This is a genomic window from Nocardiopsis listeri (assembly GCF_020741345.1).
In the GTDB taxonomy this organism is placed as follows: Bacteria; Actinomycetota; Actinomycetes; order Streptosporangiales; family Streptosporangiaceae; genus Nocardiopsis; species Nocardiopsis listeri_A.
In genome coordinates, this window is sequence record NZ_DYZD01000268.1 from 1 (window position 1) to 26508 (window position 26508).

Consider the following 26508-nt stretch of genomic DNA (forward strand, 5'->3'; position numbering starts at 1 on the left):
AGGCCCTCCTCCGCCCCTCGACGGCCTCGGCCTCAGCCCCTCGGTTCCGCCCTCGGGCCGCGCCACCACGAACGGCCCGCCCAGCCACCGAGCCCCAGGCCGAAGAGAATCACCCCCACGGTCATGATCCACTCGTTGGAGCCCTCCGGCCCATACACCCGGTTGGCCGAACCGACGTCGATCGCGGCCGCATCCTCGCCCACCGGGCAGGTCTGGCTCTTCCTACCGTAGAGATAGACGTCGGTGCGCTCGGGCCCACCGTCGTCGGGCCGGTAGGTGCCGTGACAGGTGCACGACTCGTGTCCGGGGTGTTGGACGCAGTCCACACTGGTGCCGGTGAAGGTCCCTGGTGTGCCGTCGGCCCGCGCGGCGCGCACGCTGCGTTCCACGTTGGAGATCCCCATGGAAACGATCAACACGGCGATCAGGAGCAGGACGACGGTGAACGCCGAGCCCTGCCGCCGCCCCGCGCTCATCCTCGCGCCCGGCCCGGCTCGCCGGCGCACGAGCAGGCCATCGCCTCGTGATCCGCCGCGTTCGGTCGTGCGTGAAGATACATCGCCACCACCATCGGGGCGAAGACGATGGTGTTGTAGAGCAGGTGGAGTTCCACACGCGGGATCAGTAACTGGATGAGGCTGGTCGGGGCGTCGTTTCCACCCAGATACGCACCGTTGACGGCCTGGACCAACAGGACCAGGTGCTCGAAGTGGTGCCAGACCTGGATCGCTAGCGCGATCGACCACCAGATCCTGGATCTTCCCACGAAGCCGGGAAGCAGGAGAAGGAAGCCGATCAGCATGATCAACGCGTATCCGTAGTGCATCGCCTCGGACTCCACCAGCCAGGGGAAGGGCATCCCGAGAACGCCCCGGGCCTGCTCGATCGGCCAGTCGAGCGCGTAGATCTGGGCTGCCTGGACGATGTGCTCGGCCCAGTGGGCGAGGACGATGACCAGGTAGAGCTGAAGGCTCAACCGGTGACGGTCCACGTTGAGCACGTCCATGGTCCGGCGGTAGCGCTCCGCGAGGCGGCTCCGCTCGACGCGCCGAGCGCCGGTATCGGTCTGCTGGGCAGTGGTCTGTTCTGTTCCGGACGTGTCGGCCATGGCCGACTCCCTTCTCTCGGGTTCGGTCACCGTCGGTCATCGCCTTGCGTCAGGGAGGGTTCGGGGCCGCCGGGGGGCGACGAGTCGGTGTCCTCACGGTCGAACATCGGCGAGACGAGCAGCACGATCCCCCGCAGGGCACAGGTGATGACCAGTGCGAAGAAGAGCCCGAACACGATGTTGAAGGTGACCAGGAGGCCGTAGACCATCGCCGTCGTGAATCCGAAAACCATCTGGTTGCGCGGTTTCGAGGGGGTCGTTCCCGGGTCGGTGATCATGTAGTTGGTGAAGAGGATGAAGGCCACACCGGTCATCGGCAGCAACGCCGCCACGAGCATGTGGTCCAGCAGGAGCCAACGCAGCACGGCCTGGAGCGCGAAGCCGCCCGCCCATGCCAGGATCAACGGCCATCGCTTGGTGAGGTTCACGTTCAGCATGGTCCCGGCCATGAGGATCCCGAGTGGGATCAGCCAGTCAACGGTGCCGTACGTGTTGTTCGTGAAGTGGTAGGGCGGGGCGATGCCCACCCAGGGGAACAGGACCAGCGTGGCCGCGATACCGAAGTTCGAGGGGTTGAGGAAGTGTTTGCGGCGACCCCGGACCGGGAGACGGAAGAGGTACTTGCTGCTCACCGCGATGGTGACCGCGAACAGGTACGGCCACAGCGAGGCGTTGCCCCACAACAGCATGGCGCACGCGAGCCCGGCGATGTGGGTGGGCAGTAGGTAGTCGATCGTCCGGGCGAACCCTCCGGCGTAGCCGGGCGCGCGCCCGGCTGCCCGGGCGTCCAGTGTCTCCAGGACCAGGTCGAGGGCGTAGCCGAACAGCACCGCCACGATGGGGGTGATCGGTGACTGTTCGAAACCCAAGAACAGGTGTCCCAGGATCGTGAAGACGGTGATCGACGTGGCGAACATGCGCAGCGCTTTGATACGTCGGTCCATCGCGGGCGGGGCCGTAACCTGCGGCGGCGTGGTCGTGGGTTCGCCCGTCGACCGTCCCGACCCTGCGGTGGTCTCGTTCTGGGATCCGGTCACGGTCATCGGACAACCGCCGTTCCGTCGTCGTCGAGGAGCACAGTGTGGGTGCCCGCTTCCACCACCAGTTCCGCGCGGTGGTCGGTCCCGGTACCGTCCCGCCAGGAAACCTCGATCGGAAGGTCTCCCTCGGGCGCGGCCAGGTGCACGATGGAGTCGGAGACCCCCACGTGCCCGTTGCCGTGGAAGAGCTCCCTGGCCTGGGGCGGATGGCCCTCGGTGTCCACGCGGACGGCGGCGCCGATCGCCGGTGTCAGGGCCTCCTCTCCCCCGGCCCCGGGCCGGACCAGTCGGAGCACCACACCGGGTCCCGCCTCGGAGGATTCGTTCAGCAACAGCCGGGAGTCCTCCCACTGGTTGGCCACCACCACGTCCAGCAGACCGTCGCCGTTGACGTCGCCGAAGGCGAAGGCCCTCGTGACGTCGTACTCGGCGATGCCCACGGCCTCGGCCAGGTCGTCGTATCGTCCCTCGGCCCCGCGCACCCAGAACGGGTTGGTCTCATGACCGGAGAGGTCGTCCCCCGACTCGAAGTTGGGCCAGGCCCAAGGGTTCTTCAACAACTGGTCGTTGCCCATCGCGATCTCCTGGAGTTCCGGCCAGCGCGTGGTCTCACCCTTGAGGAAGCCGGTGGCCTGGAACAGTTCGTCCGTGCCGTCGTTGTCGAAGTCGCCGGCCTTGACGTCCCAGGACCATCCGCTGCGGGCCAGTCCGAGTTCCTCACTGTTCTCGTCGTAGGGGACCGCGCCGTCGAGGAGTTGGGAGGCGTCCCCCTCGGGTACGAAGGCGAAGTTGCTCTCGTGGAGCGCGTAGGGGCTGGTGATGTTGCTGACCACGATCATCGGTAACCCTGCGCCGTCCGGATAGGTGAAGGCGACACCCATGCCCTTGAAGGACCCGTTACCCACGGTCTGGGACTTGGGGGTGGTCATGTTCCGGTCGCCCTTGAGCAGTTCCAGCCGTACGTCACCGGGGGTGGAGTGGTTGACCAGAAGACTGTCGTTGCCGAAGTCGTTGCCCAGGTAGATGTCGGGGACCCCGGTACCGGTGAGGTCCTGGAACCCGATGGCGAGCGTCCACGCTGTGGTCGCGCGTTCGGGGATGGCCGTGCTGGCGTCGGAGATGACGGGCGGGGTGTCGGCCTCACCGGTCGGCTCCGTGAGAAGCAGACGGTTGCGTCCCCCGTTGGTGGCCAGACCCATGCTCTGCTGCATCTCCATCCGGGTCTCGTCATCGGCCTCGGGGTCCAGGACCCGTGCTCCGTCGGGGAAGTAGTTACCGACCAGGATGTCGAGGCTTCCGGAACCGTCCACGTCGGCGACGTTCAACGAGGTGGTGTTCCAGATCTGCATCGGCTCGACCAATTCGTGGGCGGTGAAGTTCTCCGGGGCCGGAACGGCCTCCGGGCCGGCCGTGTTCATGTACAGGACCGGGGAGCGGCCCCAGTAGTAGACGATCACGTCGAGGTCGCCGTCCTCGTCCAGGTCGGCGGGCACGCACCCCATCGGTGCCATGGTGTGGTCGTAGGGCAGCCCCTCGGGCAGCAGCTCGACCACCGGGTAGTCGTCCTCACCGCTCCCGGGCGCGTTGCGCAGGGTGACACTGTCGTCTCGGGGGTCGACCAGGCAGACGTCCGCCGACTTGCCCAGCGAGCGCAGGTCCAGGAGCGCCCCGCCCGCGCCGACCGCGGATATCCACCCCCTGAAGTGGCCCAGGTCGGGGGCGACCTCCCGCTCGTAACGGGCGTCGTCGGGCTCGGAGTTGAGGGCGAGCGTCTCGAAGGCGAAGGGCGCGGCCCTTTCGGCCTGTTCGGTCTCGCCCGGTACGGGACGGATGGTCATGGCTCCCACCGCACCCACCATCGCGAGGGCCAACGCCACCGTCGCCAGGCGATACATCAACCGCATCGGGGCTCCTTGGTCACCGGAGAATAGGATTATCAGAATGATCCTCGAAGACCTTTAGAGCGAACTCAATATTCATAATTGCGGTCATGCTCCACCCTGTTAAAATACACTGGGAAAGTGAAATAAAGCAGAAGCTTACGGCGTTTGCGAGGATGAGCATGAAATAGGTAGACAACCAACGACACCCGAAGGCACCATTCCTCCTCGATCACCACCCGATGAGGAAATGGGATACAGAATGCACACGTTCGAAGGTCACCTGGCGGTCGGCGACCCGGAGGCGCCCGTACGAGTCGTCCTGTTCCCCTACGCCGGCGCCACCCCGTTGTCCCTGCTCCCGGTCGCACGTCACCTGCCGAACGAATGCTCCGTGCTCCTGCCCGGGCCGACCGGCACACGAAGGACCACGCCCCCCATGGTCTACGTAGAGGCGGTCGAGGGTCTGCTGCCGGTGGTGGAGGCGTGGGCGGACCGTCCGACCGTCCTGTACGGGCACAGCCTGGGGGCTCTGATCACGCACTCACTGCTCAGCCTCATGTCGGCCGTTCCCCTGCGGCGGATACGCGAAGTGGTGCTCTCGGGCCCTCCCTCCCCGAGCAGGGCCACCTCCCTCGCCGCGCACCCCGAACAACCCTTCACCACTCGATCCCCGGCGTCCCTGGAACATGAGCTCCGTTCCGGAGGCAGGTTGCCGGAGGAGACGACGAGACACTCCGTGGCCGTGGCCGAGGCGGTCACCCTCCTCGGTCTGGACCTCCACTTGTTCGACACCTACGTACGTCCCGAGAGGAGGTCGGGTTCCAGGGCACGACACCATCTGTGGTTCGGCCTCGACGACCCTCTGTCCCAGGACGAGGCCGGGTCGTGGGCGTCGGAACTCCCCTCACCTCCCATGATCAGGTCCTTTCCGGGAACCCACTTCTTCCCGCTGGAGGGAGAGGACGTGAGTCGGGAGTTGGGACGCCTGACGCGTCACCTGTCTTCGGGAGTCGAACAAGCCACGTAACAGACTTCGAAGCGAGTCAGGCAAAGCCGATCGGCGTATCGTGGGTACCATCGGTCACTCCGGTTTCCAGTTGTTCGGCCGCGAGGAGTCGAGTGTTGAGCGTGCAGGAGCACAGTCACGCGATACGACAGGCGGTTTCCGAGGCCCACCGCACGGAGTGGGCCTACGTCCTGGCCTCCACGACCCGCGTGACCCGCGACTTCGACCTCGCCGAGGAGTGCGTCCAGGACGCCTACATCCGTGCTCTGGACACCTGGGAGCAGGAGGGGATACCGGACCGGCCCGGCGCGTGGCTGACCACGGTCGCCAAGAGACGAGCCCTGGACCTCCTGCGGCGCGAACAGCACCTGCGGTCGAAACTGCCATTGCTGGTGGAGCCGGACCCCCCCGAACACAACGAGACCTCCCACAGCGTGTTCGACGACCGGCTGCGGCTGGTGTTCACCTGCTGTCACCCGGCGCTGGAGCGGGACGCGCAGATCGCCCTGACCCTACGGCTGGTCTGCGGAGTCAGCACCAGCGACATCGCCCAGGCGTTCCTGGTCGGTAAGACCACGATGGCGGCCCGTATCACTCGAGCCAAGAAGAAGATCAGCGCGGCCCGTATCACCTACAGGGTGCCGCCGGCCGAGGATCTTCCCGCCAGGCTCGACACGGTCCTGGACGTCATCCTGCTGCTCTTCACCAACGGTCACACAGCACCTTCGGGAAACGATCTCGTCCGGGTGGACTTCGTGGAGCGCGCCCTCGATCTCGCACGCATGCTCCGCCTGCTCATGCCGACGGAACCTGAGGTCATGGGCCTTCTCGCGCTCTTGCTCGTCACCGACGCACGTCGCCCCACCCGTGTCGGGGACAGAGGTGAGCCGGTGCCTATCGCGGAACAGGACCGCTCGGCCTGGAATCGGCCGGCGATCGAGGAGGGACACCAGCTGGTCGTGCGCGCACTACGGCTGAGCCCACCCGGAAGGTTCACCCTCCAGGCGGCGATCAGCTCCCTGCACGCCCAGGCCCCCAGCGTGGAGGAGACCGACTGGCCTCAGGTACTCACCTTGTACGACGAGCTCTGCAAGGTGTGGCCCTCCCCGGTGGTGGCCCTGAACCGCGCGGTGGCCCTGGCCCGGGTGGAGGGCCCCGAGGAGGCCATGAAACGGATCGGCGAGTTGGAGGACGAGGGCGAGCTATCCTCCTACCGGTACCTCCCCCTGGTGAAGGCCGACCTACTGTGCCGTCTGGGACGCCACGGTCAGGCCATGACCGCCTACCGTCATGCGCTCGATCTGAGCGACAACGAGGCCGAGCGTCATTTCCTGGAGGAGCGGTTGGCGGCCGAGCGCGACCACTGAGCCCTCCGTCCGGGTGGAGGTGGTACCCGCCGAACACCTCCTACAGGTCGGCGACCTCGGGTAACACGTACTCCGCGACACGGGCGACATGCCCGGCCGGGTCGTCCGCGGGGAGGATACCGATCGCGGTGGTGATCCCGGCTTCGGCCATTGCGCGCAAGAGTTCGATGGTCTCCTGGGCACCGGTGCCATCACGCTCGACACCGAATTCCATGATGCAGGTCTTCTCGATCTCTTCGTAGTCCCGACCCACCTCATCACACGCCCTGCGCAGGACGGCGAGCTTTTCGGGCAGGTCGGGTGAAGGGTACAGGTTGCACGCGTCGGCGTACCTGGCGACCAGCGGCAGCGTGCGCTGCTCGCCCTGCCCTCCGATCATGATCCGAGGGTGAGATCGGGACACCGGCAGCGGCCGTGACAAGGGCCGTTCCAGTCGATGGAACTCTCCCTCGTGAGGGCTTTGGTCGTCCCCTTCGGTCCACAGCCGCAGGCAGATCCGAAGGGTCTCCTCCACCATGTCGAAACGCCTGGCGAGGGAGGGGAAGGGGATTCCGAGCCCTCTTGCCTCCTCCTCATACCATCCGGCGCCCAGTCCGAGGACGGCACGCCCTCCGGAAAGGACGTCGAGGGTGGACACCATCTTGGCCAGGAGCGCGGGGGAACGGAAGTGCACACCGGCGACCACGGGCCCCAAGCGGCACCGTGTGGTGTGGGCCGCGATCATCGCCAAGGTCGTGAAGCATTCGAGTTGGGGTCGCTCCGGGCCACCCGCGTGCGGGGCCTGCCACAGGTGATCACCCACCCCGATCAGGGAGAAGCCCGAGGAGTCCGCCGTCTCGGCGATGTCGATCAACCGTTCCAGGGCCTTCCCGTCCTCGCCGACCCATGAGAAATCCGCGATCTCCACACCCAGTTGCACGATGTCGCCCTCCAGTACCGACGTTCCTTCACCACTCGATCATCCGGGGCGGGCCACGCGTCGGACGACTCCTGGCTTGCGCCGGTACACGGGCCACCAGGATCGCATCGCTGGAGAAGACAGCGATCCCACAAGGTACGCAGGCTTGTCCTGGCCGATGCTTCCGGCCTCACACCGCACACTCGCCGGACCAGGAAGGTTCATACGTGGAACACGACGCGATCTCCGCCGTGCCCAGGACAGCCGGTTTCTCCGCCATCCGGCCTGGCGACCCCCGCTACGAAAGTCTTCTCCGAGGCGCCAACCATCGATTCTCCGCGAGCCCGGAGGAGATCCACGTCATCACGACGGCCGAGCAGGCCGTGTCCGTCGTCGGCGCCGCGGCCCGGTCGGGGTCGGTGATCGCGGTGCGCAGCGGAGGACACGGGTTCGAGGACTTCGCGGCCGACCCCAGGGCCCGGGTCCTCTTGGACATGTCGGAGATGGATCATGTCGGCTACGACGAAGAACGTGACGCCTTCGTCGTGGAGGCGGGGTCGACCCTCGGCCACCTGTACCGCGTCCTGTTCAAGGGCTGGGGCGTGACCATCCCCGGTGGGGAGTGTCCGGAGGTCGGCGTGGGAGGCCATCTCATCGGTGGCGGATACGGGCCCCTGTCCCGACGGTACGGGTCGGTGGTCGACTTCCTGTACGGGGTCGAGGTCGTCGTCGTGGACGAGGACCGCAACGCCGAACTCGTGGTGGGCACTCGTGATCCGGACGATCCCCACCACGACCTGTGGTGGGCGCACACCGGTGGAGGGGGAGGCAACTTCGGCGTCGTCACCCGCTTTTGGCTGCGTTGCGCCGAACCCGGCAAGACCGGTCCAGGCGAGATCCTGCCCCCGGCCCCCAGGATGTGGCGTAGTCGGGCCGAGATGTGGCCCTGGGAGTCCCTGGACGAGGAGACCTTCGGGCGTCTGCTGTCCAACTTCGGTTCCTGGTTCGAGAACAACAGCTCTCCGGGCTCGCCTGGAACCGACATCACGGGCTTCCTGCACGCGTCCCCCCTGGGGGGCCATGGGTTGATGGTCGGCGCGATGGCCGACGACGACGTTCCCGGGGTGACCGAGGTCCTCGACGGCTTCTTCGACGGCGTTCGTTCCGGAGTCGATCCCTCACCGGCACGTGTCGAGTCCGTACGGCCCTGGTTGGAGTTCGCCGCCTATCCCGGCTGGGGCGACCCGGGAGACTCCGAGACCCGCAGGATCAAGATCAAGGCCGCCTACATGCGCCGCGGGTTCTCCGATCGACAGGTCTCCACTGTGCGCCGTCACCTGACCACCGACGAGCCGCACGAGTCACAGCTCATCCTGATCGGCTACGGGGGACGGGTCAACACGGTGGAGCCGCACCGGACCGCCACAGCCCAACGGGACTCGATCCTCAAGGCCGCCTACATGTCCGTCTGGGGTTCGGCCGCGGAGGACGAGCGGAACATCCGGCACCTGAGGGAGTTCTACCGGGACGTGTACGCGGCCACGGGTGGAGTCCCCGTGCCCGATGACTCCACCGACGGTTCGTACATCAACTACCCCGACAAGGACCTGGCCGACCCGGTCTGGAACCGGTCCGGTGTCCCCTGGACCGACCTCTACTACAAGGACAACTATCCCCGACTCCAGAGGGTGAAGGAACGCTACGACCCCGGGGACCTCTTTCGCCACTCGCTCTCGATCGGGCTCCCGGAGGAAAGTGGTGGGGAGCGAGACCATGGTGCCCGATGATCCCTGGGCCGTGCTGGTGCGCCGTGAGGACCCTTCCCGTACACGGACCGTCCGGGAGAACCCCCTCCCGTTGAGGCCGGAACAGGTCCGACTGCGGGTGGAGCGCTTCGGCCTGACGGCCAACAACGTGACCTATGCCCGTCTGGGTGACTCCGAGCTTCCCTTCTGGGACGCCTTTCCCGCCCCTGACGGTTGGGGCCGGGTACCGGTCTGGGGTTATTCCAGGGTCGTGGAATCACGACACCCGGAAGTGCCTGTCGGAAGACGTCACTTCGGCTACCTTCCCATGGGCAGCCACCACACGCTGACCGTGCGCTCCCGCACCGACCACCTCCTGGACGACTCACCACAACGCGCCTTCCTGCACCCGTGGTACCTGACCCACCGAAGGTGTCGGGGCCCCGGAGAGGAGGACGACCTACGCACCCTCCTGCGCCCCCTCTATCCGGCCTCCTACAACGTGGCCGCACTCGTGACCGAACTCTCCGGGAAGGGGGCACGTTCCCTGGTGGTCACCAGTGCCTCCTCCCGGACCGCCCTGGGCTTGGTCGACCTCCTCAAAGGAGGAGACGACCTGGTGACCCTGGGGTTGACGGCGCCCGAACGCAGGGACGTCCTACGGAGCATGGACGTCTACAACCGTGTCCTCGCCTACGAGGAACTCGACCGGGCCTTCCTGCCCGCGCCCACCGTGTTCGTGGATTTCAGTGGGGACGAGGAGCGTATCTCGAACGTCTACCGACGCTTGGGCGGCGACATCCTCCACACGGCGTTGGTCGGCTACACACACCCGCGGGCCCGGATCGAACCACCCGACCTGCACGACCCCCGGCCAGAGATCTTCTTCACCCCGGACAGGGAGGCCGAGCGTGAGGAACGGGAGGGCCCCGGAACCTACCGGAGGGCCTACGTGGAAGCGGAGGAACGGTTCGTCCGTGAGGCCCGCTCCTGGCTGAGGGTCCGTCACCGTAGGGGTCCCCGAGAGATCGTGACCGCGTGGAGCGATCTGCTGAACGAACCCGCCTCCCCTCTCACCGGAGACGTATGCGTCCCTGAACCGAGGCCGAGCGACCCTCCTGGAAACCGGAACGAGGAATAGAGAATGTTGCGTAACCCCTCACAGGTCGAGGACGGTTCCTCCTCACCCGGAGGATCGAAGGGACGAAAGGTCTCCGAGACCGTCTGGGTCACGTCGTTGGCCGTGATCGTGGCCCTCTACCTCGCGGTACAGATCCATCCCTACGTTCGGATGGACCCGTCCTATTCGAGGATCGAACTACAGTTCCCCCTCCACTACTGGTTGATCGTCGGCCACGTGGTCTCCGGGACCGTGGCGCTGGTGACCCTGGTCCTCCAGTCGTGGCCGTGGCTACGCAGGAACCATCCCGGGACGCACCGGTGGAGTGGCCGTCTGTACGTCTTCGCGGGAGCCCTTCCCTCGTCCCTGCTCGCGCTCGCCATGTTCCCCGTGGCCTTCCCTGCGGGCGGCATCGGCATGGCGACGTCCGCGCTGCTGTGGTCGGTGGCCGCCCTCATCGGCTGGAGACGCGCGGTCCAAGGCCGTTACGCCGAACACCGGCGTTGGATGACGTACAGTTTCGCGATCGTTTGGGGAGCGGTGATCTGGGGTTTCGCCATCGGTTGGGGATGGCTCCTGTTCTCCCCCTGGACCGTGGACTTCTCCTACGTCTCCGAGGCCGCGCGCTGGCTCGGTTGGGTGGTCAACGTCATCGTGGCGCAATGGTGGTTGGAACGCACCGCCGGCCGGGAGGTGGACCCCGTTCCTCGGCGTGCCACCTGAGTGATCGTCGAGTACGCGTGTGATCGGATCGGTCGCGCGCGAACGTGCAATCGACGACCAACCGGCGGGGCCACGGACGATCGGTCCGTGGCCCCGAGTCCCTTCCACTCCTCACGTGCCGACCATCGCCCATCGGGGGTCGCGGGGGCCGGGCGCCGTAACGGTCGCGTTGTACTCCTCCAGCGCCGCCTGGGCCCGGGCCTCGGCCTGACGGAACCTCCCGCGTGGCTCCACCCCGTGGGTGAGGACCTCACGCATCGCCTCCATCAGCGCGCTCTGGACGCCATGGGAGCCGGGGATGATCGGGGCGTGCGCACCACGAGGTCCTTCGCAGGCCCTGAGGCGATCTCGAACAAGCGCGTGGTGGGGTCGTTCCCGAAACCAACCCTCCGCCTCCAGGGACCGGAGCGCGGATCCGGTCGTGGGTGAGGAACCGGACGCCTTGTGCCACGTCATGACACCCTCGGGACGGGTGAGGTACATCGAGAGGGCCAGCGCCGCGTCGCGGGTACGCTCGTCCAGGCCGTCCGTCAACCAGAGTGCGTCGCCTCCGACCCAGTTGCCGACCGGGGGGCGCCCGTCCCTGTGCGGGAGAGGACCCACCTCGACCTCGAACCCCGCCTCGCGCCCGGCACGGACCACGTGTTCGGCCTCGAAGGAGGATCCGACCCGCATCGCGACCTCGCCCTTCGCGAAGGCCGTGATGACGCCCGGCCAGTCCTCCAGTGCCCCGGTGTGCAGGTAGTGCCCCTTGGCGTGCAGGTCACGCCACCAGGTGATCAACTCCTCCAACTCTCCGCCGCGCATGAGGACCCGCCCGGCCCGACCTCTCCTACCGTTGGCCCGATCTACGAGGTGGGCGCCCTCCTGTGTCAGCCACTGTTGAAAGAGCTTTCCGTCGTTGGGCCAGCTGACCCCGAACCGTGCCGACCTGGTCCGCTCGACGGCAGCGCATACCGACGAGACCTCCCCCCAGGTACGCGGCGCATCGGTCACGCCCGCCTCTGCCAACACCGTCCTGTTGGAGTAGAGCACCATGGTCGAGAGCCCCAGGGGCACCGCCATGAGTTCACCGCCGTAGGTGAGGAAGCCTCGTGCCGCGGCCACCGTGTCACCCGTGGTGACGGGTTCGTCCCACACGTGGGAACGACCGGCGAGTGCCCGTTCCACCGGGGTGAAGAGGGCGGCACCCTCCGAGTTCAGTGTGTCCATGGCCTGGCGGGAGGCGCCCGTGTAGTAACTCGCGAGTGCCGGAGGACTTCCCTTGGCGGCCTCCTCGGCCACCTGGGCGGGCAGCTCCTCGTACCCGACGGACCTGACCATGACCCGGACTCCCGGGTACCTCCGTTCGAACTCGGCGGCGCCCGCGCGCAGCGGGTCGAGGAATCCGGGAAACGGGTAGTCCGAGAGCAGTACGTCGACGACCACCTCACCGTCCGGTCCGACCACCCCGGCCCTCCCTCCGGCCCCGATGCCCTCGTTCGTGGAACGCATGACCCTCCTCCTGCCCTCCGTGGGGAACCAACGGACACGCACAGACATCGTCCCCGGGCCAGGGATCCCCGACGTCCTCAGTCTTGCTGAGTGGACCGGCCGTTCGACGTCGGCCTTCGACCGAAGAGCCCAAGCAACCCAGGAGACGCACCCATGACACGGACGGTGTGAGGCTTTCCACGCCCGGTGTGCCGGGGCCCGCCTCCCCACACCGCCATACCCCCGATTCGGAAGGCATGGGTCATGACCACCAGAACAGAGGGGTCGCTCACGGAACCGTCGGTGTTCGTCGAGAGGGCTCAGGCCATCGCGAACTCTCTCCACGAGCGCCAGGCCGAGACGGAGGAGCGGACCTACTACGCGCCCGACACGCATGAAGAGCTCCGGGACGCGGGACTCTATCGTCTGTTGGTCCCTCGTCGCCATGGTGGACACGAGGTCGACGTGGGCACCTTCTTCCAGGTAGTGCTCACCCTGACCAGGGCCTGCCCCTCGACCGGGTGGATGTACTGCCTGGGGGCCGCACACGCGCTTCCGGCAGCCACCCTGTTCGGCGAACGCGCGCAGCGGGAGATGTTCGCGGGAGGGGACTTCGTCTGCCCGAACACCGTCATGCCCTCGGGGGTCGCGAAACGGCTACCCCATGGAGGTTGGCGCATCGAGGGCACCTGGAAGTACTGCTCGGGAGCTCCCTACGCCACTCACTTCATGGGCCACGCCCTTTGGCATCCTCCCACGGGCGAGCAACCGGTGACCCTGCTCTTCGTCGCTCCCCGGGAAAGCTGGGTGCGGCTGGACGACTGGGGGGACCAACTCGGGCTGAGGGGCAGTGGCTCCCACAGCATCCGCATGGAGGGTGCCGATCTCCCCGAACACCTGGTCCTGAAGACCCACCTCAGTCAGGGCCGGGTCTCCACGGACACTCCGGGGAACCTTCTCCACGAGAACCCCCAGTACCGTGGGGGTCCGCTCAGCTTCATGTTGATCGAGAGCGCGGTCCTGGCCGTGGGGATGGCCCAGTCGGCCCTGGACGCGTACGAGGTCCTGATGCGGGAGCGCACCACCTCCTTCCCCCCCATCGTCCCCAGGTACCAGGACCCCGACCACCAGTACTGGTACGGGGAGGCCGCCGGAATGATCGCGGCGGCGGAGGCCGCCCTCTCCCATTCGATCACGCGCTGGCGGGAAGCGTGCGAACGCGGCCCCGGGACCTTCACCCAGGAGTTCGAGTGGCGCATCGCCACCATCTGCCGTGAGGTCGCGCGTGCGTCCTGGCGGGCCGTGCAATCCCATCTGTTCCCCAAGGCGGGTTCGAGCGCCGTCCGTCATGGGGAGCGCGTCGAGAGGGTGTGGCGGGACATGTCGACCATGCGCAGTCACGCGGGTTTCTCCACCGTCCTGGAATCCATGGCGAGCAGAGAGTTCACCCGTGCTCGTTTTCTCGGAGAAATCGATCACGAGAATGCTTGAGGGCATTTCAGAAGACGCAGAAAGAATCGACCCCTCCGAAGAATAAGGGATGGGAAGCGGTCCGGTTCGCAACACAGAAAAGTGGTGCAACGTCCCGAGCGCCATCCGAGTTCAGGGAGAGGTTTTCCATGGGTGATCAGAAAACGCGCGCCGTCGTCCTCGGCGGCAGTATCGCCGGGCTCTTCGCGGCCAGGGTCCTCGCGGACTCCTACGACGAGGTGCTCATCGTCGACCGTGACACGCTCGTGGGGGTCGACACCGTCCGTCGGGGTTGTCCTCAGGGCCGGCACATCAACGGCCTCCTCGCCCGGGGTCAGGAGGCGATGGAGGAACTGTACCCCGGTATCACCGAGGAGCTCTTCGCGGACGGGGTCCCCACCGGCGACCTCGCCGGTAACGTCCGTTGGTACTTCAGGGGCAGACCGGTCGTCCAGGAGAAGGCGGGGCTCGTGTGCGTCGCCGCCAGTCGACCGATGCTCGAACGTCACGTCCGCGAGCGCACCCAGGCGTTCTCGAACGTCTCCTTCGCGGAACGGCACGACATCCTCGGGCTGACCGCCACACCCGACAACAGCAGGATCACCGGGGTCCGCGTCCAGCGCGCCGGGTCGGAGCATGAGGAGGACATCACCGCGGACCTGGTGGTGGACGCCACCGGACGCGGCTCCCGGACACCCCTGTGGCTCACCGCCCTCGGATACCCCGAGGTCCAGGAGGATCGCAAGAGGATCGGTCTCGGATACGTGACCCAGCACTATCGGCTCACCAGGGACCCCTACGGCGATGACCTGTCCATCAACCCCGTGGCCTCCCCCGAACTACCGCGTGGGGCCATCTTCACCAAGACGGACGGAGACCGGGTGGAACTCACCACCTACGGGATCCTGGGCGACCACCCGCCCACCGATCAGCAGGGTCTGTACGACTGGTTGGGGACACTGTCCACCCAGGACATCAGGAAGGCCCTGGAACACGCCGAGCCCCTGGACGAGCCGGTGGCGTTCCGCTTCCCGACCACTCTTCGGCGCCGCTATGAGTCGATGTCACGTCTGCCCGACGGTCTCCTGGTCACGGGCGACGCCGTCTGCTGCTTCAACCCCGTGTACGCCCAGGGTATGACGGTGGCCGCGCTCGCCGCCCTGACGATGCGGGACCATCTGCACACCGGCGCGGCGCCACAGCCCCTCCAGTACTTCCGGGACCTGGCCGATGACGTGATCGACCCACCATGGGACATGACCCATGTCGTAGACCTCGGGTTCGAGGGGGTCGAGGGCGACCGTACTCCGGCCATCCGCGCCCAGCAGCTCTATCTCAAGTCGGTCCAGGTCGCCTCGGCCAAGGACGGCGTGGTGACCGCGAGCTACATGCGCGCCGCCGGCATGGTGGACCGGCCGGAGAGCCTCATGCGGCCCGCCCTGGTCCTTCGGGTCCTTTGGAACCTCCTCCGCCCCTACCCTCGGCGTGTTCCGCGTGGAAGACCCGCCTCCATCCCCACGCCCGCCCGGCGTGGTGTCACGGCGCGCTGACGGGGCCGACGGGATGATGATCCGCCCTTCGCGGTCCGACCTGGACACGGTGACCACCCCGGTGTCCTGGGCACAGGAACGTTCCTGGTCCCGTGCCCGAGCCGGGGCTCCCATGCTCCACCGCACCCTGACCCTGAGCGGAGCGGGCCCACTGAACCTCGACGTTGTGGCCCGCGCCTGGGAGGCCCTGCTCCACCGGCACGACGTGCTGAGGACCACGCTGACCGAGGTCCACGGTGGCCCCGCCCAGGTGATCGAACCGGTCGGCAACTGTGTCCGTGACCTACGCAACACCGGTGGGGGGCCCGGCACCGATCCTCCCGCCACCCTCGAAGCCGTGGAGCGAGGTGACGACCGGCACACCTTGGTTCTCAGACTCCACGACACGATCGCCGACGACCGGTCCGTGACCGTCCTCCTTCGGGAACTGGGACGAGCGTACGGGGCCGTTCTGGATGGGACCCCCCTGGACCTGGCGTTCCCTGCGCCCGCGCCCCGTTACGCCCGACAGGCTCAGCTGCAACGACGTTGGGAGGCAACGCGGGAGTGTCTCCGGCTACGCCGGTGGTGGGCCGCCTCACCGCACTCGTCCGGCGACTGTCTGCTGCCCGCAGACCGCGGTCGACCCCCCGTCCCCTCCCCCATGTTCGGGAGCGTTCCCTTCGACTGGAGCGGGACTTTCGACACGATGCTCCCGGCACAGGCCGATCGGGCGTCGTCGTCGACGCTCGTCCTGACCGCCCTTCACGTCCTCCTCGGCCGTTACTCGGGTTCGGAGAACGTCGTCGTGCACCTGCCGGTGGAGGGCCGTCCACCCCACGATCACACGGAGATGATCGGCCGTGTCGACGACGTCCTTCCCGTCCATGTCATGACGGCCGCGGCCCCGTCCTTCCGGGTCCTGACCCGTCGAGTGGACGAGGCCTGCCACGAGGTACGCCTACACGGCGCTCTTCCGTCCCAGATGCTCCCGGAGTCGGTGTCCCGGGCACCGGACACGTTCGTGTTCGTCCCGGAACGGGGACCGGAGCACTGCCTGGAACTCGGGGGGACGACCCTGTGGTCGCGGTCCGGCGTGGACGACCTCGCCCCCGAGGTGTCGGCGACAGCCGATCTCGCCTTGGTCCTGGATCCCGGCCGAAGGTTCCGGGGAAGTCTGTTCCACCGGTCCGACCGCTTCGACGGGAGTTCGGCGGAACGCGTCCTGGCACAGCTCCGCCATCTCCTGGCGTCCGCGCTGAGCGCACCGGACGCCCCCTTGTCCTCCCTACTTCTGGAGCCCCCCGAACACACCGTCGCCCGGCTTCGTGCGACGGACCGGACCACGGAGGTCCTCACGTCCCCCACCCCGGTACACCAGGCCATAGCGACGCGTGTCCGAGAACACCCGGGGGCACCCGCCGTCGTCCAGTCGGGGCGGACCCTCACCTACGAGGAGTTGGCCTGTGAGGCCTCGACGGTACGTGCGGCCCTGACCGACGCCGGCCCGGTGACCGGCACTCCGGTCGTGGTACGAGCCCCCTCGGGCCCGCGACAGGTGGCCGCGGTGCTCGGTGTGCTCGAGGCGGACGCCCACGTCGTCTGCCTCACCCGGCACGACATGGGTCGACACGGTGTCCAACTGTTGGAAGGTCTGCGTCCGAGCAGGTTGCTGCTGGGTTCGGGGGTGGAGGACGACGCCGGGACCCGTCTGCTGAGGGACGATCCGAACGTGGAGGTGGTGGACCTCGATGGCCCCGCCCCGGAGCGGGACCCACCCTTCGCGCGCGAGTGTCGGCCTCATCGGCCGATGGTCGATGGTGACGCCACCGCCTACGTGGCATACACCTCGGGGTCGTCCGGAACACCCAAGGGCATCCCTCAGTCCCACGCCGCGCTGTCACAGTTCTCCGCCTGGCTGGCACGAGAGTTCCGGCTGGGTCCAGGTTCACGGGTGGCTCAGTGGGCCCTCCCCGGATATGACGCCGCCCTGTGCGAGACGTTCGCCGCGCTGTGTTCGGGGGCGACCCTGTATCCCGTTCCCGAGGAACTCAGGACGCATCCCGAAGGCGTGGCCCGATGGCTGGCACTGGAGGGGATCACCCTCTTCCAAACGGTGCCCAGTTTCGCCAGGGCCCTGTCAAGCGCTCTGACGCATCGGGCACCGACCGACCCCCCACTGCGGCTGGAGTCCCTCTTGTTGGCGGGTGAAGCCCTGGATGGAGCACTGGTCACGGGTCTTCGCAATGCCCTGCCCCACAGCCGCATCGTCAACCTGTACGGGGCGACGGAGACGATCCTGTCCACCTACCACGAGGTCACCGGCGAGGTACACGGAGCGATCCCCATCGGTTCGCCCATCCCCGGCAGGCAGGTCGCGGTGCTGGACGAACAGGACAGGCCGTGTCCCGACGGCGTCGTCGGTCGCCTCGTCGTCCGCAGTCCCTACGTCACCCCCGGATACCTGGGCGTCGACGAAGGGTCGGCGGTGTTCGGATCCGTGGAGGCGTTGGCCGAGGACGCGCGTCCGGGGGACCGCTACCACCGCACCGGGGATCTGGCCCTTCGCCGCTGGGATGGTTCCCTCGAGTACCGCGGTAGGGAAGACGACCAGGTCAAGGTGGGTGGTGTGCGCTTTGAACCGGGAGAACTGGAGAACACCCTGGCCGAGTCGCCCTCGGTACGGGAGTGCGCGGTGCTCCCGGTACGGGAGGTGGACGGTTCCTCCACCCGGTTGATCGCTTACATCATCCCCAAAACCCCGCCCGGGCCCGAAGGCGTGTCCCGGGAGGAGAAACGGGCCTGGCGGAGCGCCCTCAGGCTCCGTTTCGGACACAGGACGCCGCCCATCACCTTCGAAGTGCTGGCGGTGATGCCACGCAACCTCGGCGGAAAGGTGGACCGGCGCGCCTTGGACAACAGAAGACGTACATCCGTCCCGGACAAGGACGAAAGCATGAGGGGGACGACATGACCCTGCGAGAGAAGACACGCCCGGTGCGCTTCGACGGGGAAGGTCTCGGTCTGAGCGACCTGGTGCGGATCGCCGGTGGAGGGGCATCGGCGGTCTTGGAGGCCGACACCCTGAAGAAGATCACCAGGATCAGAGGGATGTTCGAGGAGACCGTGCACTCGGGTGTTCCCGTGTACGGGGTGACCACGGGATACGGCGAGATGATCTACATGCTCGTCGGTACCTCCAAGGAGGTCGAACTCCAGACCAACCTGGTACGCAGCCACAGCGCCGGAGTGGGCCCCCTGTTCTCCGCCGAGGAGGCCCGGGCGATCGTCGCGGCCCGCCTCAACGCCCTCGCCAAGGGATATTCGGCGGTCCGGGCCGAGGTCGTCGAACGCCTCGCCCTCTACCTGAACCGGGATCTCGTCCCCGCGATCCCCCAGATGGGGTCCCTCGGTGCCAGCGGCGACCTGGCCCCGCTCGCCCACGTCGCCGCAACCCTCATCGGTGAGGGCTACCTGTTGGAGGACGATGAGCCCACCCCCACAGGGCCCCGGCTGAGGGAACTCGGCATCGAACCCTTGAAGCTGCGTTTCAAGGAGGGTCTGGCGCTCATCAACGGCACCTCGGCGATGACCGGCCTGGGAGGACTCGTCGTACAGCGGGCGCTGGACCAGATCCGCCAGGCGGAGATCATCTCCGGGCTGGTGGTGGAGGTCCTGCGGGCCTCCACCGGCCCCTTCCTGGCCCAGGGACACGAGATCGCCCGCCCGCACCGGGGCCAGATCGACACGGCCGCGAACATGCGGGCGCTCTTGGAGGGCAGTCGCCTCGCACTGCCCCACTCCCAACTGCGCAGACAGGCACAGTGCCAGGCGCGGGGCGACGTCAGCCGTAGTGACGTGTACATGCAGAAGGCCTACACCCTGCGTGCCGTTCCCCAGGTGCTGGGAGCGGTCAGGGACACACTGTACGAGGCCGGTCTGCGGGTCCGGACGGAACTGAACTCCGCCAACGACAACCCCCTCTTCTTCGAGGGGGAGGAGATCTTCCACGGTGCCAACTTCCATGGACAACCGGTGGCCTTCGCGATGGACTTCACCACGATCGCCTTGACCCAACTCGGTGTCTTCTCCGAGCGTCGCACCAACCGTCTGCTCAACCGTCACCTCAGCGAGGGCCTTCCGGAGTTCCTGGTCGCGGGCGACCCCGGTCTCAGCAGTGGTTTCGCCGGAGCCCAGTATCCGGCGACCGCCCTGGTCGCGGAGAACCGGACCATAGCGCCCGCCAGTACGCAGAGCATCCCTTCCAACGGCGACAACCAGGACGTGGTGAGCATGGGCCTCATCGCGGCCCGCAACGCCCGCCGTGTCCTCGACAACAACGACCGAGTCCTGGCGGTGGAACTTCTCGCGGCCGCCCAGGCTGTGGACGTCTCCCAGCGTGCAGGAGACCTCGGCCCGGCGGGACGAACGGCGTACACGGCGCTGCGATCCCTCGTTCCGGCGCTCGACCAGGATCGCTACATGTCGGACGACCTGGAGTCGGTGGCCACGTTCCTGCGCGAGGGGCTTCTGCTCGACGCGGTACGGCGTGGCGGCACCGAACTCCGATGAACGACCCTTCCAACCCCCCGCAGGAGGACCACTGTGACCCCCTCCCCTACACAGGCACCGACGGAGGGCCACCCCCAGGCCCTGCCCCTTTCTCTGAACCAACGGTTCCTCTCCATGTTCGATGGTGGTGAGGAAGAGGGGCCGTTCGGCCCGACCTACAACATCGCGTGCGCGTGGCGGCTCACCGGTCCCATCGACGAGGACAGGCTCGCGAGAGCGCTGGAACACCTCGTCGAACGGCACGAGTCCCTGCGCACCACCCTCGTACGGTCCGAGGGCGGGTACCAGGTGATCCATCCCCCGACCGCTCCCGAACTCTCCGTACTCCACCTGGCCCGATACCCGGTCGAGGAACGCGACACCCGGGCCGAGGAGTTGGTCCAGGGCTTCGAGCTGCGGCCACAGCGTGTCGACAGCCCTCCGCTCCTGCGTGCCGTGCTGGGCAGGTTCGACGCCGTGGACTCGGTCCTGGTCCTGGTCGCCCACCACACGGTCGCCGACGAGTGGTCCATGCAACTCCTCATCCGCGACCTTTCCGCCCTCTACGGGGCTCTCACAGCCGGGGGCACCTGGCCGGCGCCGGCCCCCCAGTACCGGGACTTCCTGGAGTGGGAGCTCAACCGGCCCCACGAGCGTCTGGAGCGGGCCCGGGAGTACTGGCGACGATCCCTGCGCGACGCGCGTCTCCTGCCGATGCCCACCGACCACCCGCGATCGGCCGGTCTGCCCAAGGCGACGGCCTGGCACCGCTTCACCATCGACGCGCAGGTCACGGAACAGGTGCTCGAACTCGCGCGGAGCCACCGGAGCTCGGCCTTCATGGTCCTCTTGACGGCCTACAACGTACTCCTGTACCGCCAGACGGCGAGCACGGACATCGTCGTGCCGACCTTCGCCTCCGGCCGCAACCAGGCCGAGTTCCACGAGACGGTGGGCGCGTTCTTCAACTTCGTCCCCCTGCGCACCGACATCGAAGGGTGTCTCAGCTACCGGGACGTCCTCGAACGGACCCGCCGTACCTGCCTCGATTCCTACAGGTACGAACTCCCGTTCCCAGAGGTCATGGCCGAGGCCCCGAACCTAATGGCCACCGCCTCGGGCGACCGGGCCGCGCCCTGCGCCTTCCAAGTGTTCCAGTCCGCGTTCGTCGCCGACGACCCCGAGGGTGCCGGGGGGCTGCGTTACCGCAAGATCCAGCGCAAGACGCTGTCCCAGGACTCCGGAACCGACATCCCCGACGGGGCGATGCTGCAGTTGGAGATCTCCGCCGACGGCGAGATGGTCGGCAACCTCGGCCACAACACCAACCTGTTCACCGCTCGTTCGGCGCGGGAGAGGGTCGACGGGTTCCGCCGCGCGTTGTCCGACGTCCTCCGACCCGACGCGCCTCTTCGGTGAACGTGGGCCTTCCACACCATGACCACTGGAAAGGAAACACGATGAGTATCAGGACGAACGATCCCGCCTCCGTGTCCCGGGCGGTCGAAACCATCTGGTACGAGGTCCTGGGCGGGGAGACCGGCCCGGCCGGGACCACCTTCTTCGAACTGGGCGGTGAGTCCATCAAGGCCGTGCGTCTGACCTCCAGGATCGCCGAGGAGATCGGTGTGGAGATCGAGGTCGGTGATCTCTTCGAAGAGGATCCCGATCTCACCCACCTGACCAGGAGTGTGTTCCAAGGCTTGGAGGGCTCCGGTGACGGCGCTCGGGCCGAGGGGCGGTGAAACAGGATGCGAGAACTGACCCGGTTCCGGCCCGATACCGATCTCGACCTCTTCGTCGCCGCGCTGGAGCGGGACGGTGGGGCGATCGTGGAGGACTTCGTCTCCCCCTCGACACTCGCCGGGCTCTGGGAGGACCTCGGTCCCTCCCTCGACGCCACCGACTACTGCGGTGACTGGTACAACGGCACGCGCACGCGACGCCTCTCCTCCCTCTTCGCCCGTACGCCCCACGTCCACCCCCTGGTGACCCAACCCCTCTACCTGGGCGCCGCCCGCGCCCTGATGCAGCGACCGCGGTCGATGTGGATAGGCAGGTCCCGGGTCGAGGTGACCCCCGGTATCCAGATCAGCGGCACACAGGTCATCCAGATCGGTCCCGGCCAGGGCAAACAACCCCTCCATCGAGACGACGCCCTCCACCTGCGCGGCCACCCGGGCCCGGTGAGCCGTCTCCAGCTGATGCTCGCCATGAGCGACTTCACCGAAGAGAACGGTGGCACACAGGTGATCCCGGGAAGTCACCACTGGGACGACGAGCGGGCACCCGAAACATCGGAGGCCATCCCCACCCGGATGCGCGCGGGTTCCGCGCTGATCTGGGAGGGCGGTGTCTACCACAACGGCGGACGCAACACCTCCGAGGAACCCAGGACCGGTCTGACGATAGCTCTCGACCTCGGCAACCTTCGCCAGGAGGAGAACCAGTACCTCGCCGTCCCACCTGGGATCGCCGCGGACCTGCCCGAGGAAATCCAGCGACTCCTGGGATACGACCGCTGTCCTCCAGGGCTCGGGTGGCTGGAGATGGACGACCCTCGCCTGATCCTGGACGACCGCCTCCCGGGCACCACCCCCATCTCCCGACAGGACCCCCACGAAAGGGCAGACCATGAGTGAGTTCCAAGACCGGACCGTCCTCGTCACCGGCGGAGGCAGTGGTATCGGCCTGGCCACCGCACGCCACGTCCTCGAAGAAGGTGGGCGTGTGGCCATCGTCGGACGTGACGCCGACCGGCTCGCCTCCGCCCGGAAGAGCCTCGATTCCGGGAAGCGCGTCCTCGCCGTCCCCGCGGACGTATCCAGCGTCTCCGACCTCGACAGCGCGGTCGAGCGCGTCCGGCGGGAATGGGGGACGCTCGACGGCGTGTTCGCCAACGCGGGGATCGGTCTCAACGCCTCCGTGTCCGACACCACCGAGAAGGACTTCGACCTCATCGTCGGAAGCAACCTGAAGGGCTCGTTCTTCACCGTCCAAAAGGCCCTGCCCCTGCTGAACGAGGGGTCCTCGGTCGTGCTCAACGCCTCCTGGCTCGTGCACAGGGGGATGTCGACCGGAGCGCTCTACGCGGCGAGTAAGGCCGCGGTGCTCAACCTCGCCCGTTCCATCGCTCCCGACCTGGCCGGGAGGGGCGTCCGGATCAACACGGTCACACCGGGGCACGTTCGGACCGAGATGTTCGAGTCGGTCACCGGAAGCGAGCAGGTACGAGACCTGTTCAAGGACCAGGTCCCGTTGGGCCGCGTCGGTGCTCCGGAGGACTTGGCCGAGGCCGTCGCGTTCCTCCTCTCCCCCAGGTCCGCCTACGTCACCGGACAGGAGCTGGTCGTGGACGGCGGGCTCACCTCCTCGGTCCCGGCTTGAGGAGGCGACGTGAGCCACCGAAGTTCGGAACAGGGGTATGAGGGTCTGCGGTCCAAGGTTCGCGAATTCGCCCGGGAGGAGGTCGCCCCCCTGGCAGCGGAGTCGAACCGACGAGGTGCTTTCCCCTACGCGTTGGTCGAGACGATGGGAGGGATGGGCCTGTTCGGTCTCCCCTTCCCGGAACGCCACGGGGGCGGCGGAGGCGATCACCTGTCGCTGTGCCTGGCCGTGGAGGAGCTGGCCCGAGTGGACTCGTCCGTGGCGGCCACGCTTTCCGCGGCGGTCAGCCTGGGAGCCTCACCCATCGCGATGTTCGGCGACTCCGAGCAGAAGGAACGGTGGTTGCCCGAGCTCTGCGCGGGGCGTGCCCTGGCCGCCTTCGGCCTCACCGAGCCACACGGCGGCTCTGACGCGGGCGCACCACGGACCCGGGCGGTGGAGGAGGGTACGGAGTGGGTGCTGGACGGGAACAAGTCCTTCATCACCAACTCGGGCACGGACATCACCCGACTCGTCACCGTCACCGCGGTCACGGGCGAACGTGCGGACGGAAGGCCGGAGATCTCGGCCATCATCGTCCCGTCCGCAACCCCCGGTCTGACGGTGAGGGAGGCGTACACGAAACTGGGGTGGCGCGCGTCGGACACCCACGCCCTCTCGCTCTCCGCGTGCAGGGTGCCCCGAGGGAACCTGCTGGGCCGCAGGGGCCGAGGGTTCTCGCAGTTCCTGGCCGTTCTGGACCGCAGCAGGATCACACTCGCCGCCCTGGGAACGGGGGTGGCCCAGGGGTGCGTGGACGAGGCCGTGCGCCACGCCAGGGAGCGTGAGGCCTTCGGAGCCAGGCTCGGGGCCCACCAGGCCGTGCGTTTCAGGATCGCCGACATGGAGGCCCGCGTCCACAACGCCCGTCTCTCCTATCAGCACGCGGCCTCACGGATGATGCGTGGTGAGCCCTTCACGAAGGAGGCGGCCATCGCGAAACTCACCGCGTCGGAGGCCGCCATGGACAACGCCAGGGACGCCGTCCAGGTCCTGGGCGGTCAGGGCTGCATGGACGACTCGGTGGTGGCACGCCACTACCGGGACGCCAAGATCCTGGAGATCGGTGAAGGTACCAGCGAGGTACAACGCATGGTGATCGCGCACCACCTGGACCTGCCCTGACGGTCCTCACGCGCAGAGGCGCCCGTGGACGGTAGGACCGTCCACGGGCGCCTCTGCGTCGACCGACCGTGTCATCGCCCACGGTCGGACGTTCTCCCTCGGTCGCGGCGGGAACCTACCGCCCGTCGAGTCCGAGAAGAGCCGCGGTCTCCTCTCGTAGGTCGACCTTGCGTACCTTCCCACTGGCGGTCATGGGGTAGGAGTCGACGATCCTGACGTATCGGGGAATCTTGAACCTGGCCAGGTGTCCATCGCAGAACCGACGCAGGTCCTCCTCGGACAGGGGTGCCGCATTCGGGGCCATGCGCAGGCACACCGCCAGCTCCTCACCGTAGTAGTGGTCGGGCACCCCGACCACCTGCGCGTCCAGCACGTCCGGGTGGGTGTGCAAAAACTCCTCGACCTCACGGGGAGAGATGTTCTCCCCGCCCCGGACGACCATGTCCTTGATCCGACCGATGACACTCACGTAGCCGTCCGCGTCCATGACGGTGAGGTCTCCGGTGCGCATCCACCGACCGGAGTCGATCACCTCATCGGTTTTCTCCGGTTCGTCCCAGTAACCGAGCATCACCGAGTAACCACGTGCTCGAAGCTCACCCGGTGTCCCTCGGGGCACCACGCGTCCTGTCCGCGGATCCACGATCTTGATCTCCACATGCGGTCCGACCCGCCCGACGGTGGAGACCCTGCGCCACACAGGATCGTCGGCCCGGGTCTGGGTCAGGACCGGAGAGGTCTCCGTCATCCCGTAACAGATGGCGATCTCGTGCACGCCCATACGCTCGACCACCCCGTTCATCACCTCGACGGGGCAGGGCGCGCCCGACATGATGCCGGTCCTGAGGGAAGAGAGGTCGCGTTCGTCGAACCCCGGATCCGCGAGTTCGGCGATGAACATGGTGGGGACCCCGTAGAGGGACGTACAGAGTTCCTCCTCCACCGTGTCCAGGACGAGCGAGGCTCCGAACCTGGGTCCGGGGATGACCACACAGGCCCCGTGTGTGAGGGCGGCGAGGTTGCCCATCACCATGCCGAAGCAGTGGAAGAAGGGGACGGGGAGGCAGATCCGGTCCTCCTCCGTGTAACGGAGCAGTTCCCCCACAGAGAAGCCGTTGTTGAGGATGTTGTGGTGGGAGAGGGTCGCTCCCTTGGGAAGGCCCGTCGTCCCGGAGGTGAACTGGATGTTCACCACGTCGTCCTGGTCGAGCCCGGCCCGGGCCCGGGCCAGGTCCGCGTGGGACACCGCGTGGCCCGCAGCCAGGAACCACGACCAGGCCTCGTCCAAGAGGACCACGTGTTCCAGGCAGGAAATGTCGTGGCGCATTCGCTCCCCCACGGCCACGTGGTCCGTCCCGCCCTCGGCGGTGGCCGTGAGGAGCACACGAGTGCCCGTGTGCTTCAGCACGTAGGAGAGTTCACCCATCGTGTAGACGGGGTTGACGTTGACGAGGACCGCCCCGACACCGGCGACGGCGTACTGGACCACGGCCCACTTCCAACTGTTGTGCGCCCACAACGCGACCCGGTCTCCTCGTTGCACCCCGATTCGGAGAAGGGCCTTGGAGACCGCGTCCACCTCTTCGGCGAGCCTGGAGTAGGTCAACCTGGTGCCCGAGGCACGGTCCACGAACGCTTCGCGGTCACCGTGGGCCCGGACCGCGCGGTCGAGCGCCTCACCGATCGTCCCCCCTACCAGGGAGCGGTCCGAGGCACCCGAGTCGTAACTGTGCTGTGCGCCGTTCCGCGAGTGATGCCCCATGCTCATCGTTCGACCACCATGACGCTCGGCTTGACCGTGGCCTGCCCCAACCGTTCCCTGAGACGCATGGCGGGGGCCTCGACGAGGAAGTAACTCACCGTGGCCGCGAGGACGCTGCCCACCAGAACGACGGACATCAGTTCGACGAAGCCCCCGGCGTCGAAGAGCCCTCCCGCGTAAAAGTAGATGATCGCGATGTGCCACAGGTAGACGCCGTACGAGATACGTCCGAAGTACGTCATCACCGGGTTGCTGAGGAAGGCCACCATGAACCTGGGTGAC

Annotated in this window: 22 protein-coding genes; 14 read left to right on the plus strand and 8 right to left on the minus strand. The window is 67.4% G+C overall.

The features are described 5' to 3' along the window. Nucleotides 1-32 precede the first annotated feature (32 nt). The 4 genes from K8V84_RS14195 to K8V84_RS14210 all read right to left on the minus strand — a co-directional run bounded on the left by K8V84_RS14195 (nucleotide 33) and on the right by K8V84_RS14210 (nucleotide 4052). Nucleotides 33-476: a hypothetical protein gene (locus K8V84_RS14195; RefSeq protein ID WP_304074875.1), complete on the minus strand. Its 444-nt coding sequence runs from the start codon at nucleotides 474-476 to the stop codon at nucleotides 33-35. Further along, nucleotides 473-1108, minus strand: a complete 636-nt coding sequence (locus tag K8V84_RS14200) for a hypothetical protein (RefSeq protein ID WP_304074881.1) — start codon at nucleotides 1106-1108, stop codon at nucleotides 473-475. The genes K8V84_RS14195 and K8V84_RS14200 overlap by 4 nt, the downstream gene beginning before the upstream one ends. A gap of 26 nt (nucleotides 1109-1134) precedes the next feature. Beyond that, the gene (locus K8V84_RS14205; RefSeq protein WP_304074883.1) at nucleotides 1135-2052 is read right to left on the minus strand and encodes an enediyne biosynthesis protein UnbU; all 918 of its coding nucleotides are present in this window, start codon (nucleotides 2050-2052) and stop codon (nucleotides 1135-1137) included. 95 nt (nucleotides 2053-2147) lie between these two features. Next, entirely contained in the window at nucleotides 2148-4052 is a 1905-nt protein-coding gene (locus K8V84_RS14210; protein WP_304074884.1) for a VCBS repeat-containing protein, read from the minus strand. Between the two features lie 238 nt (nucleotides 4053-4290). Between K8V84_RS14210 and K8V84_RS14215 the strand changes: the two genes are divergently transcribed. After that, the gene (locus K8V84_RS14215) at nucleotides 4291-5058 is read left to right on the plus strand and encodes a thioesterase II family protein (RefSeq protein WP_304074886.1); all 768 of its coding nucleotides are present in this window, start codon (nucleotides 4291-4293) and stop codon (nucleotides 5056-5058) included. Nucleotides 5059-5159: 101 nt separating this feature from the next. Further along, nucleotides 5160-6404 carry an RNA polymerase sigma factor gene (locus K8V84_RS14220; RefSeq protein WP_304074926.1) on the plus strand — a complete coding sequence of 415 codons (1245 nt, stop codon included), beginning with the start codon at nucleotides 5160-5162 and terminating at the stop codon, nucleotides 6402-6404. Nucleotides 6405-6444: 40 nt separating this feature from the next. Here the strand turns inward: K8V84_RS14220 and K8V84_RS14225 are convergent, their stop codons facing one another. Then, nucleotides 6445-7311 (minus strand): LLM class F420-dependent oxidoreductase, encoded by an 867-nt coding sequence (locus K8V84_RS14225; RefSeq protein WP_304074888.1) that lies wholly within the window; start codon nucleotides 7309-7311, stop codon nucleotides 6445-6447. Nucleotides 7312-7529: 218 nt separating this feature from the next. Here K8V84_RS14225 and K8V84_RS14230 point away from each other — a divergent pair, with 218 nt between their 5' ends. From K8V84_RS14230 to K8V84_RS14240, 3 genes are read left to right on the plus strand one after another with little or no spacing between them, the layout of a single operon-like run. After that, nucleotides 7530-9089: an FAD-dependent oxidoreductase gene (locus tag K8V84_RS14230; protein WP_304074889.1), complete on the plus strand. Its 1560-nt coding sequence runs from the start codon at nucleotides 7530-7532 to the stop codon at nucleotides 9087-9089. Further along, nucleotides 9061-10188, plus strand: a complete 1128-nt coding sequence (locus K8V84_RS14235) for a DUF2855 family protein (RefSeq protein ID WP_304074892.1) — start codon at nucleotides 9061-9063, stop codon at nucleotides 10186-10188. The genes K8V84_RS14230 and K8V84_RS14235 overlap by 29 nt, the downstream gene beginning before the upstream one ends. 3 nt (nucleotides 10189-10191) lie before the next feature. Continuing rightward, nucleotides 10192-10890 (plus strand): DUF2306 domain-containing protein, encoded by a 699-nt coding sequence (locus K8V84_RS14240; RefSeq protein ID WP_304074895.1) that lies wholly within the window; start codon nucleotides 10192-10194, stop codon nucleotides 10888-10890. Nucleotides 10891-11001: 111 nt separating this feature from the next. Here K8V84_RS14240 and K8V84_RS14245 read toward each other — a convergent pair whose 3' ends face one another. Next, nucleotides 11002-12384 (minus strand): extracellular solute-binding protein, encoded by a 1383-nt coding sequence (locus K8V84_RS14245; RefSeq protein ID WP_304074898.1) that lies wholly within the window; start codon nucleotides 12382-12384, stop codon nucleotides 11002-11004. Between the two features lie 243 nt (nucleotides 12385-12627). Between K8V84_RS14245 and K8V84_RS14250 the strand changes: the two genes are divergently transcribed. From K8V84_RS14250 to K8V84_RS14290, 9 genes are all read left to right on the plus strand, one after another. Beyond that, the gene (locus tag K8V84_RS14250) at nucleotides 12628-13854 is read left to right on the plus strand and encodes an acyl-CoA dehydrogenase family protein (RefSeq protein WP_304074901.1); all 1227 of its coding nucleotides are present in this window, start codon (nucleotides 12628-12630) and stop codon (nucleotides 13852-13854) included. A gap of 128 nt (nucleotides 13855-13982) precedes the next feature. Further along, nucleotides 13983-15383: an NAD(P)/FAD-dependent oxidoreductase gene (locus K8V84_RS14255; protein ID WP_304074904.1), complete on the plus strand. Its 1401-nt coding sequence runs from the start codon at nucleotides 13983-13985 to the stop codon at nucleotides 15381-15383. Between the two features lie 16 nt (nucleotides 15384-15399). Then, nucleotides 15400-18336, plus strand: a complete 2937-nt coding sequence (locus K8V84_RS14260) for an AMP-binding protein (RefSeq protein WP_304074906.1) — start codon at nucleotides 15400-15402, stop codon at nucleotides 18334-18336. Continuing rightward, on the plus strand, nucleotides 18333-19934 hold the full coding sequence (gene cmdF, locus K8V84_RS14265) for a tyrosine 2,3-aminomutase (RefSeq protein WP_304074910.1): 1602 nt from the start codon (nucleotides 18333-18335) through the stop codon (nucleotides 19932-19934). Before K8V84_RS14260 ends, cmdF begins: the two co-directional genes overlap by 4 nt. A 33-nt stretch (nucleotides 19935-19967) precedes the next feature. After that, the gene (locus K8V84_RS14270) at nucleotides 19968-21332 is read left to right on the plus strand and encodes a condensation domain-containing protein (protein ID WP_304074913.1); all 1365 of its coding nucleotides are present in this window, start codon (nucleotides 19968-19970) and stop codon (nucleotides 21330-21332) included. Nucleotides 21333-21373: 41 nt separating this feature from the next. Continuing rightward, on the plus strand, nucleotides 21374-21658 hold the full coding sequence (locus K8V84_RS14275) for an acyl carrier protein (protein ID WP_304074915.1): 285 nt from the start codon (nucleotides 21374-21376) through the stop codon (nucleotides 21656-21658). 6 nt (nucleotides 21659-21664) lie between these two features. Then, nucleotides 21665-22555 carry a phytanoyl-CoA dioxygenase family protein gene (locus K8V84_RS14280; RefSeq protein WP_304074916.1) on the plus strand — a complete coding sequence of 297 codons (891 nt, stop codon included), beginning with the start codon at nucleotides 21665-21667 and terminating at the stop codon, nucleotides 22553-22555. Then, nucleotides 22548-23300 carry an SDR family NAD(P)-dependent oxidoreductase gene (locus tag K8V84_RS14285; protein ID WP_304074918.1) on the plus strand — a complete coding sequence of 251 codons (753 nt, stop codon included), beginning with the start codon at nucleotides 22548-22550 and terminating at the stop codon, nucleotides 23298-23300. The genes K8V84_RS14280 and K8V84_RS14285 overlap by 8 nt, the downstream gene beginning before the upstream one ends. Nucleotides 23301-23309: 9 nt before the next feature. After that, nucleotides 23310-24464 (plus strand): acyl-CoA dehydrogenase family protein, encoded by a 1155-nt coding sequence (locus tag K8V84_RS14290; RefSeq protein ID WP_304074921.1) that lies wholly within the window; start codon nucleotides 23310-23312, stop codon nucleotides 24462-24464. A 115-nt stretch (nucleotides 24465-24579) separates the two neighbouring features. On the opposite strand, the gene K8V84_RS14295 is transcribed toward K8V84_RS14290, so the two are convergent. Both K8V84_RS14295 and K8V84_RS14300 read right to left on the minus strand, forming a co-directional pair. After that, on the minus strand, nucleotides 24580-26232 hold the full coding sequence (locus K8V84_RS14295; protein WP_304074924.1) for an AMP-binding protein: 1653 nt from the start codon (nucleotides 26230-26232) through the stop codon (nucleotides 24580-24582). Next, nucleotides 26229-26508, minus strand: a 280-nt coding sequence (locus K8V84_RS14300; RefSeq protein ID WP_369696631.1) for an acyltransferase family protein, incomplete at its 5' end; no start/stop codon positions are given. The genes K8V84_RS14300 and K8V84_RS14295, both read right to left, overlap by 4 nt.

Bases quoted from the DNA above. Each gene is read 5' to 3' on its own strand.
- K8V84_RS14210 (WP_304074884.1), bottom strand. From the start codon at position 4,052: ATGCGGTTGATGTATCGCCTGGCGACGGTGGCGTTGGCCCTCGCGATG.
- K8V84_RS14275 (WP_304074915.1), top strand. From the start codon at position 21,374: ATGAGTATCAGGACGAACGATCCCGCCTCCGTGTCCCGGGCGGTCGAA.
- K8V84_RS14260 (WP_304074906.1), top strand. From the start codon at position 15,400: ATGATCCGCCCTTCGCGGTCCGACCTGGACACGGTGACCACCCCGGTG.
- K8V84_RS14295 (WP_304074924.1), bottom strand. From the start codon at position 26,232: ATGAGCATGGGGCATCACTCGCGGAACGGCGCACAGCACAGTTACGAC.
- K8V84_RS14205 (WP_304074883.1), bottom strand. From the start codon at position 2,052: ATGGACCGACGTATCAAAGCGCTGCGCATGTTCGCCACGTCGATCACC.
- K8V84_RS14200 (WP_304074881.1), bottom strand. From the start codon at position 1,108: ATGGCCGACACGTCCGGAACAGAACAGACCACTGCCCAGCAGACCGAT.
- K8V84_RS14285 (WP_304074918.1), top strand. From the start codon at position 22,548: ATGAGTGAGTTCCAAGACCGGACCGTCCTCGTCACCGGCGGAGGCAGT.
- K8V84_RS14280 (WP_304074916.1), top strand. From the start codon at position 21,665: ATGCGAGAACTGACCCGGTTCCGGCCCGATACCGATCTCGACCTCTTC.
- K8V84_RS14215 (WP_304074886.1), top strand. From the start codon at position 4,291: ATGCACACGTTCGAAGGTCACCTGGCGGTCGGCGACCCGGAGGCGCCC.
- K8V84_RS14245 (WP_304074898.1), bottom strand. From the start codon at position 12,384: ATGCGTTCCACGAACGAGGGCATCGGGGCCGGAGGGAGGGCCGGGGTG.
- cmdF (WP_304074910.1), top strand. From the start codon at position 18,333: ATGACCCTGCGAGAGAAGACACGCCCGGTGCGCTTCGACGGGGAAGGT.
- K8V84_RS14195 (WP_304074875.1), bottom strand. From the start codon at position 476: ATGAGCGCGGGGCGGCGGCAGGGCTCGGCGTTCACCGTCGTCCTGCTC.
- K8V84_RS14255 (WP_304074904.1), top strand. From the start codon at position 13,983: ATGGGTGATCAGAAAACGCGCGCCGTCGTCCTCGGCGGCAGTATCGCC.
- K8V84_RS14250 (WP_304074901.1), top strand. From the start codon at position 12,628: ATGACCACCAGAACAGAGGGGTCGCTCACGGAACCGTCGGTGTTCGTC.
- K8V84_RS14240 (WP_304074895.1), top strand. From the start codon at position 10,192: ATGTTGCGTAACCCCTCACAGGTCGAGGACGGTTCCTCCTCACCCGGA.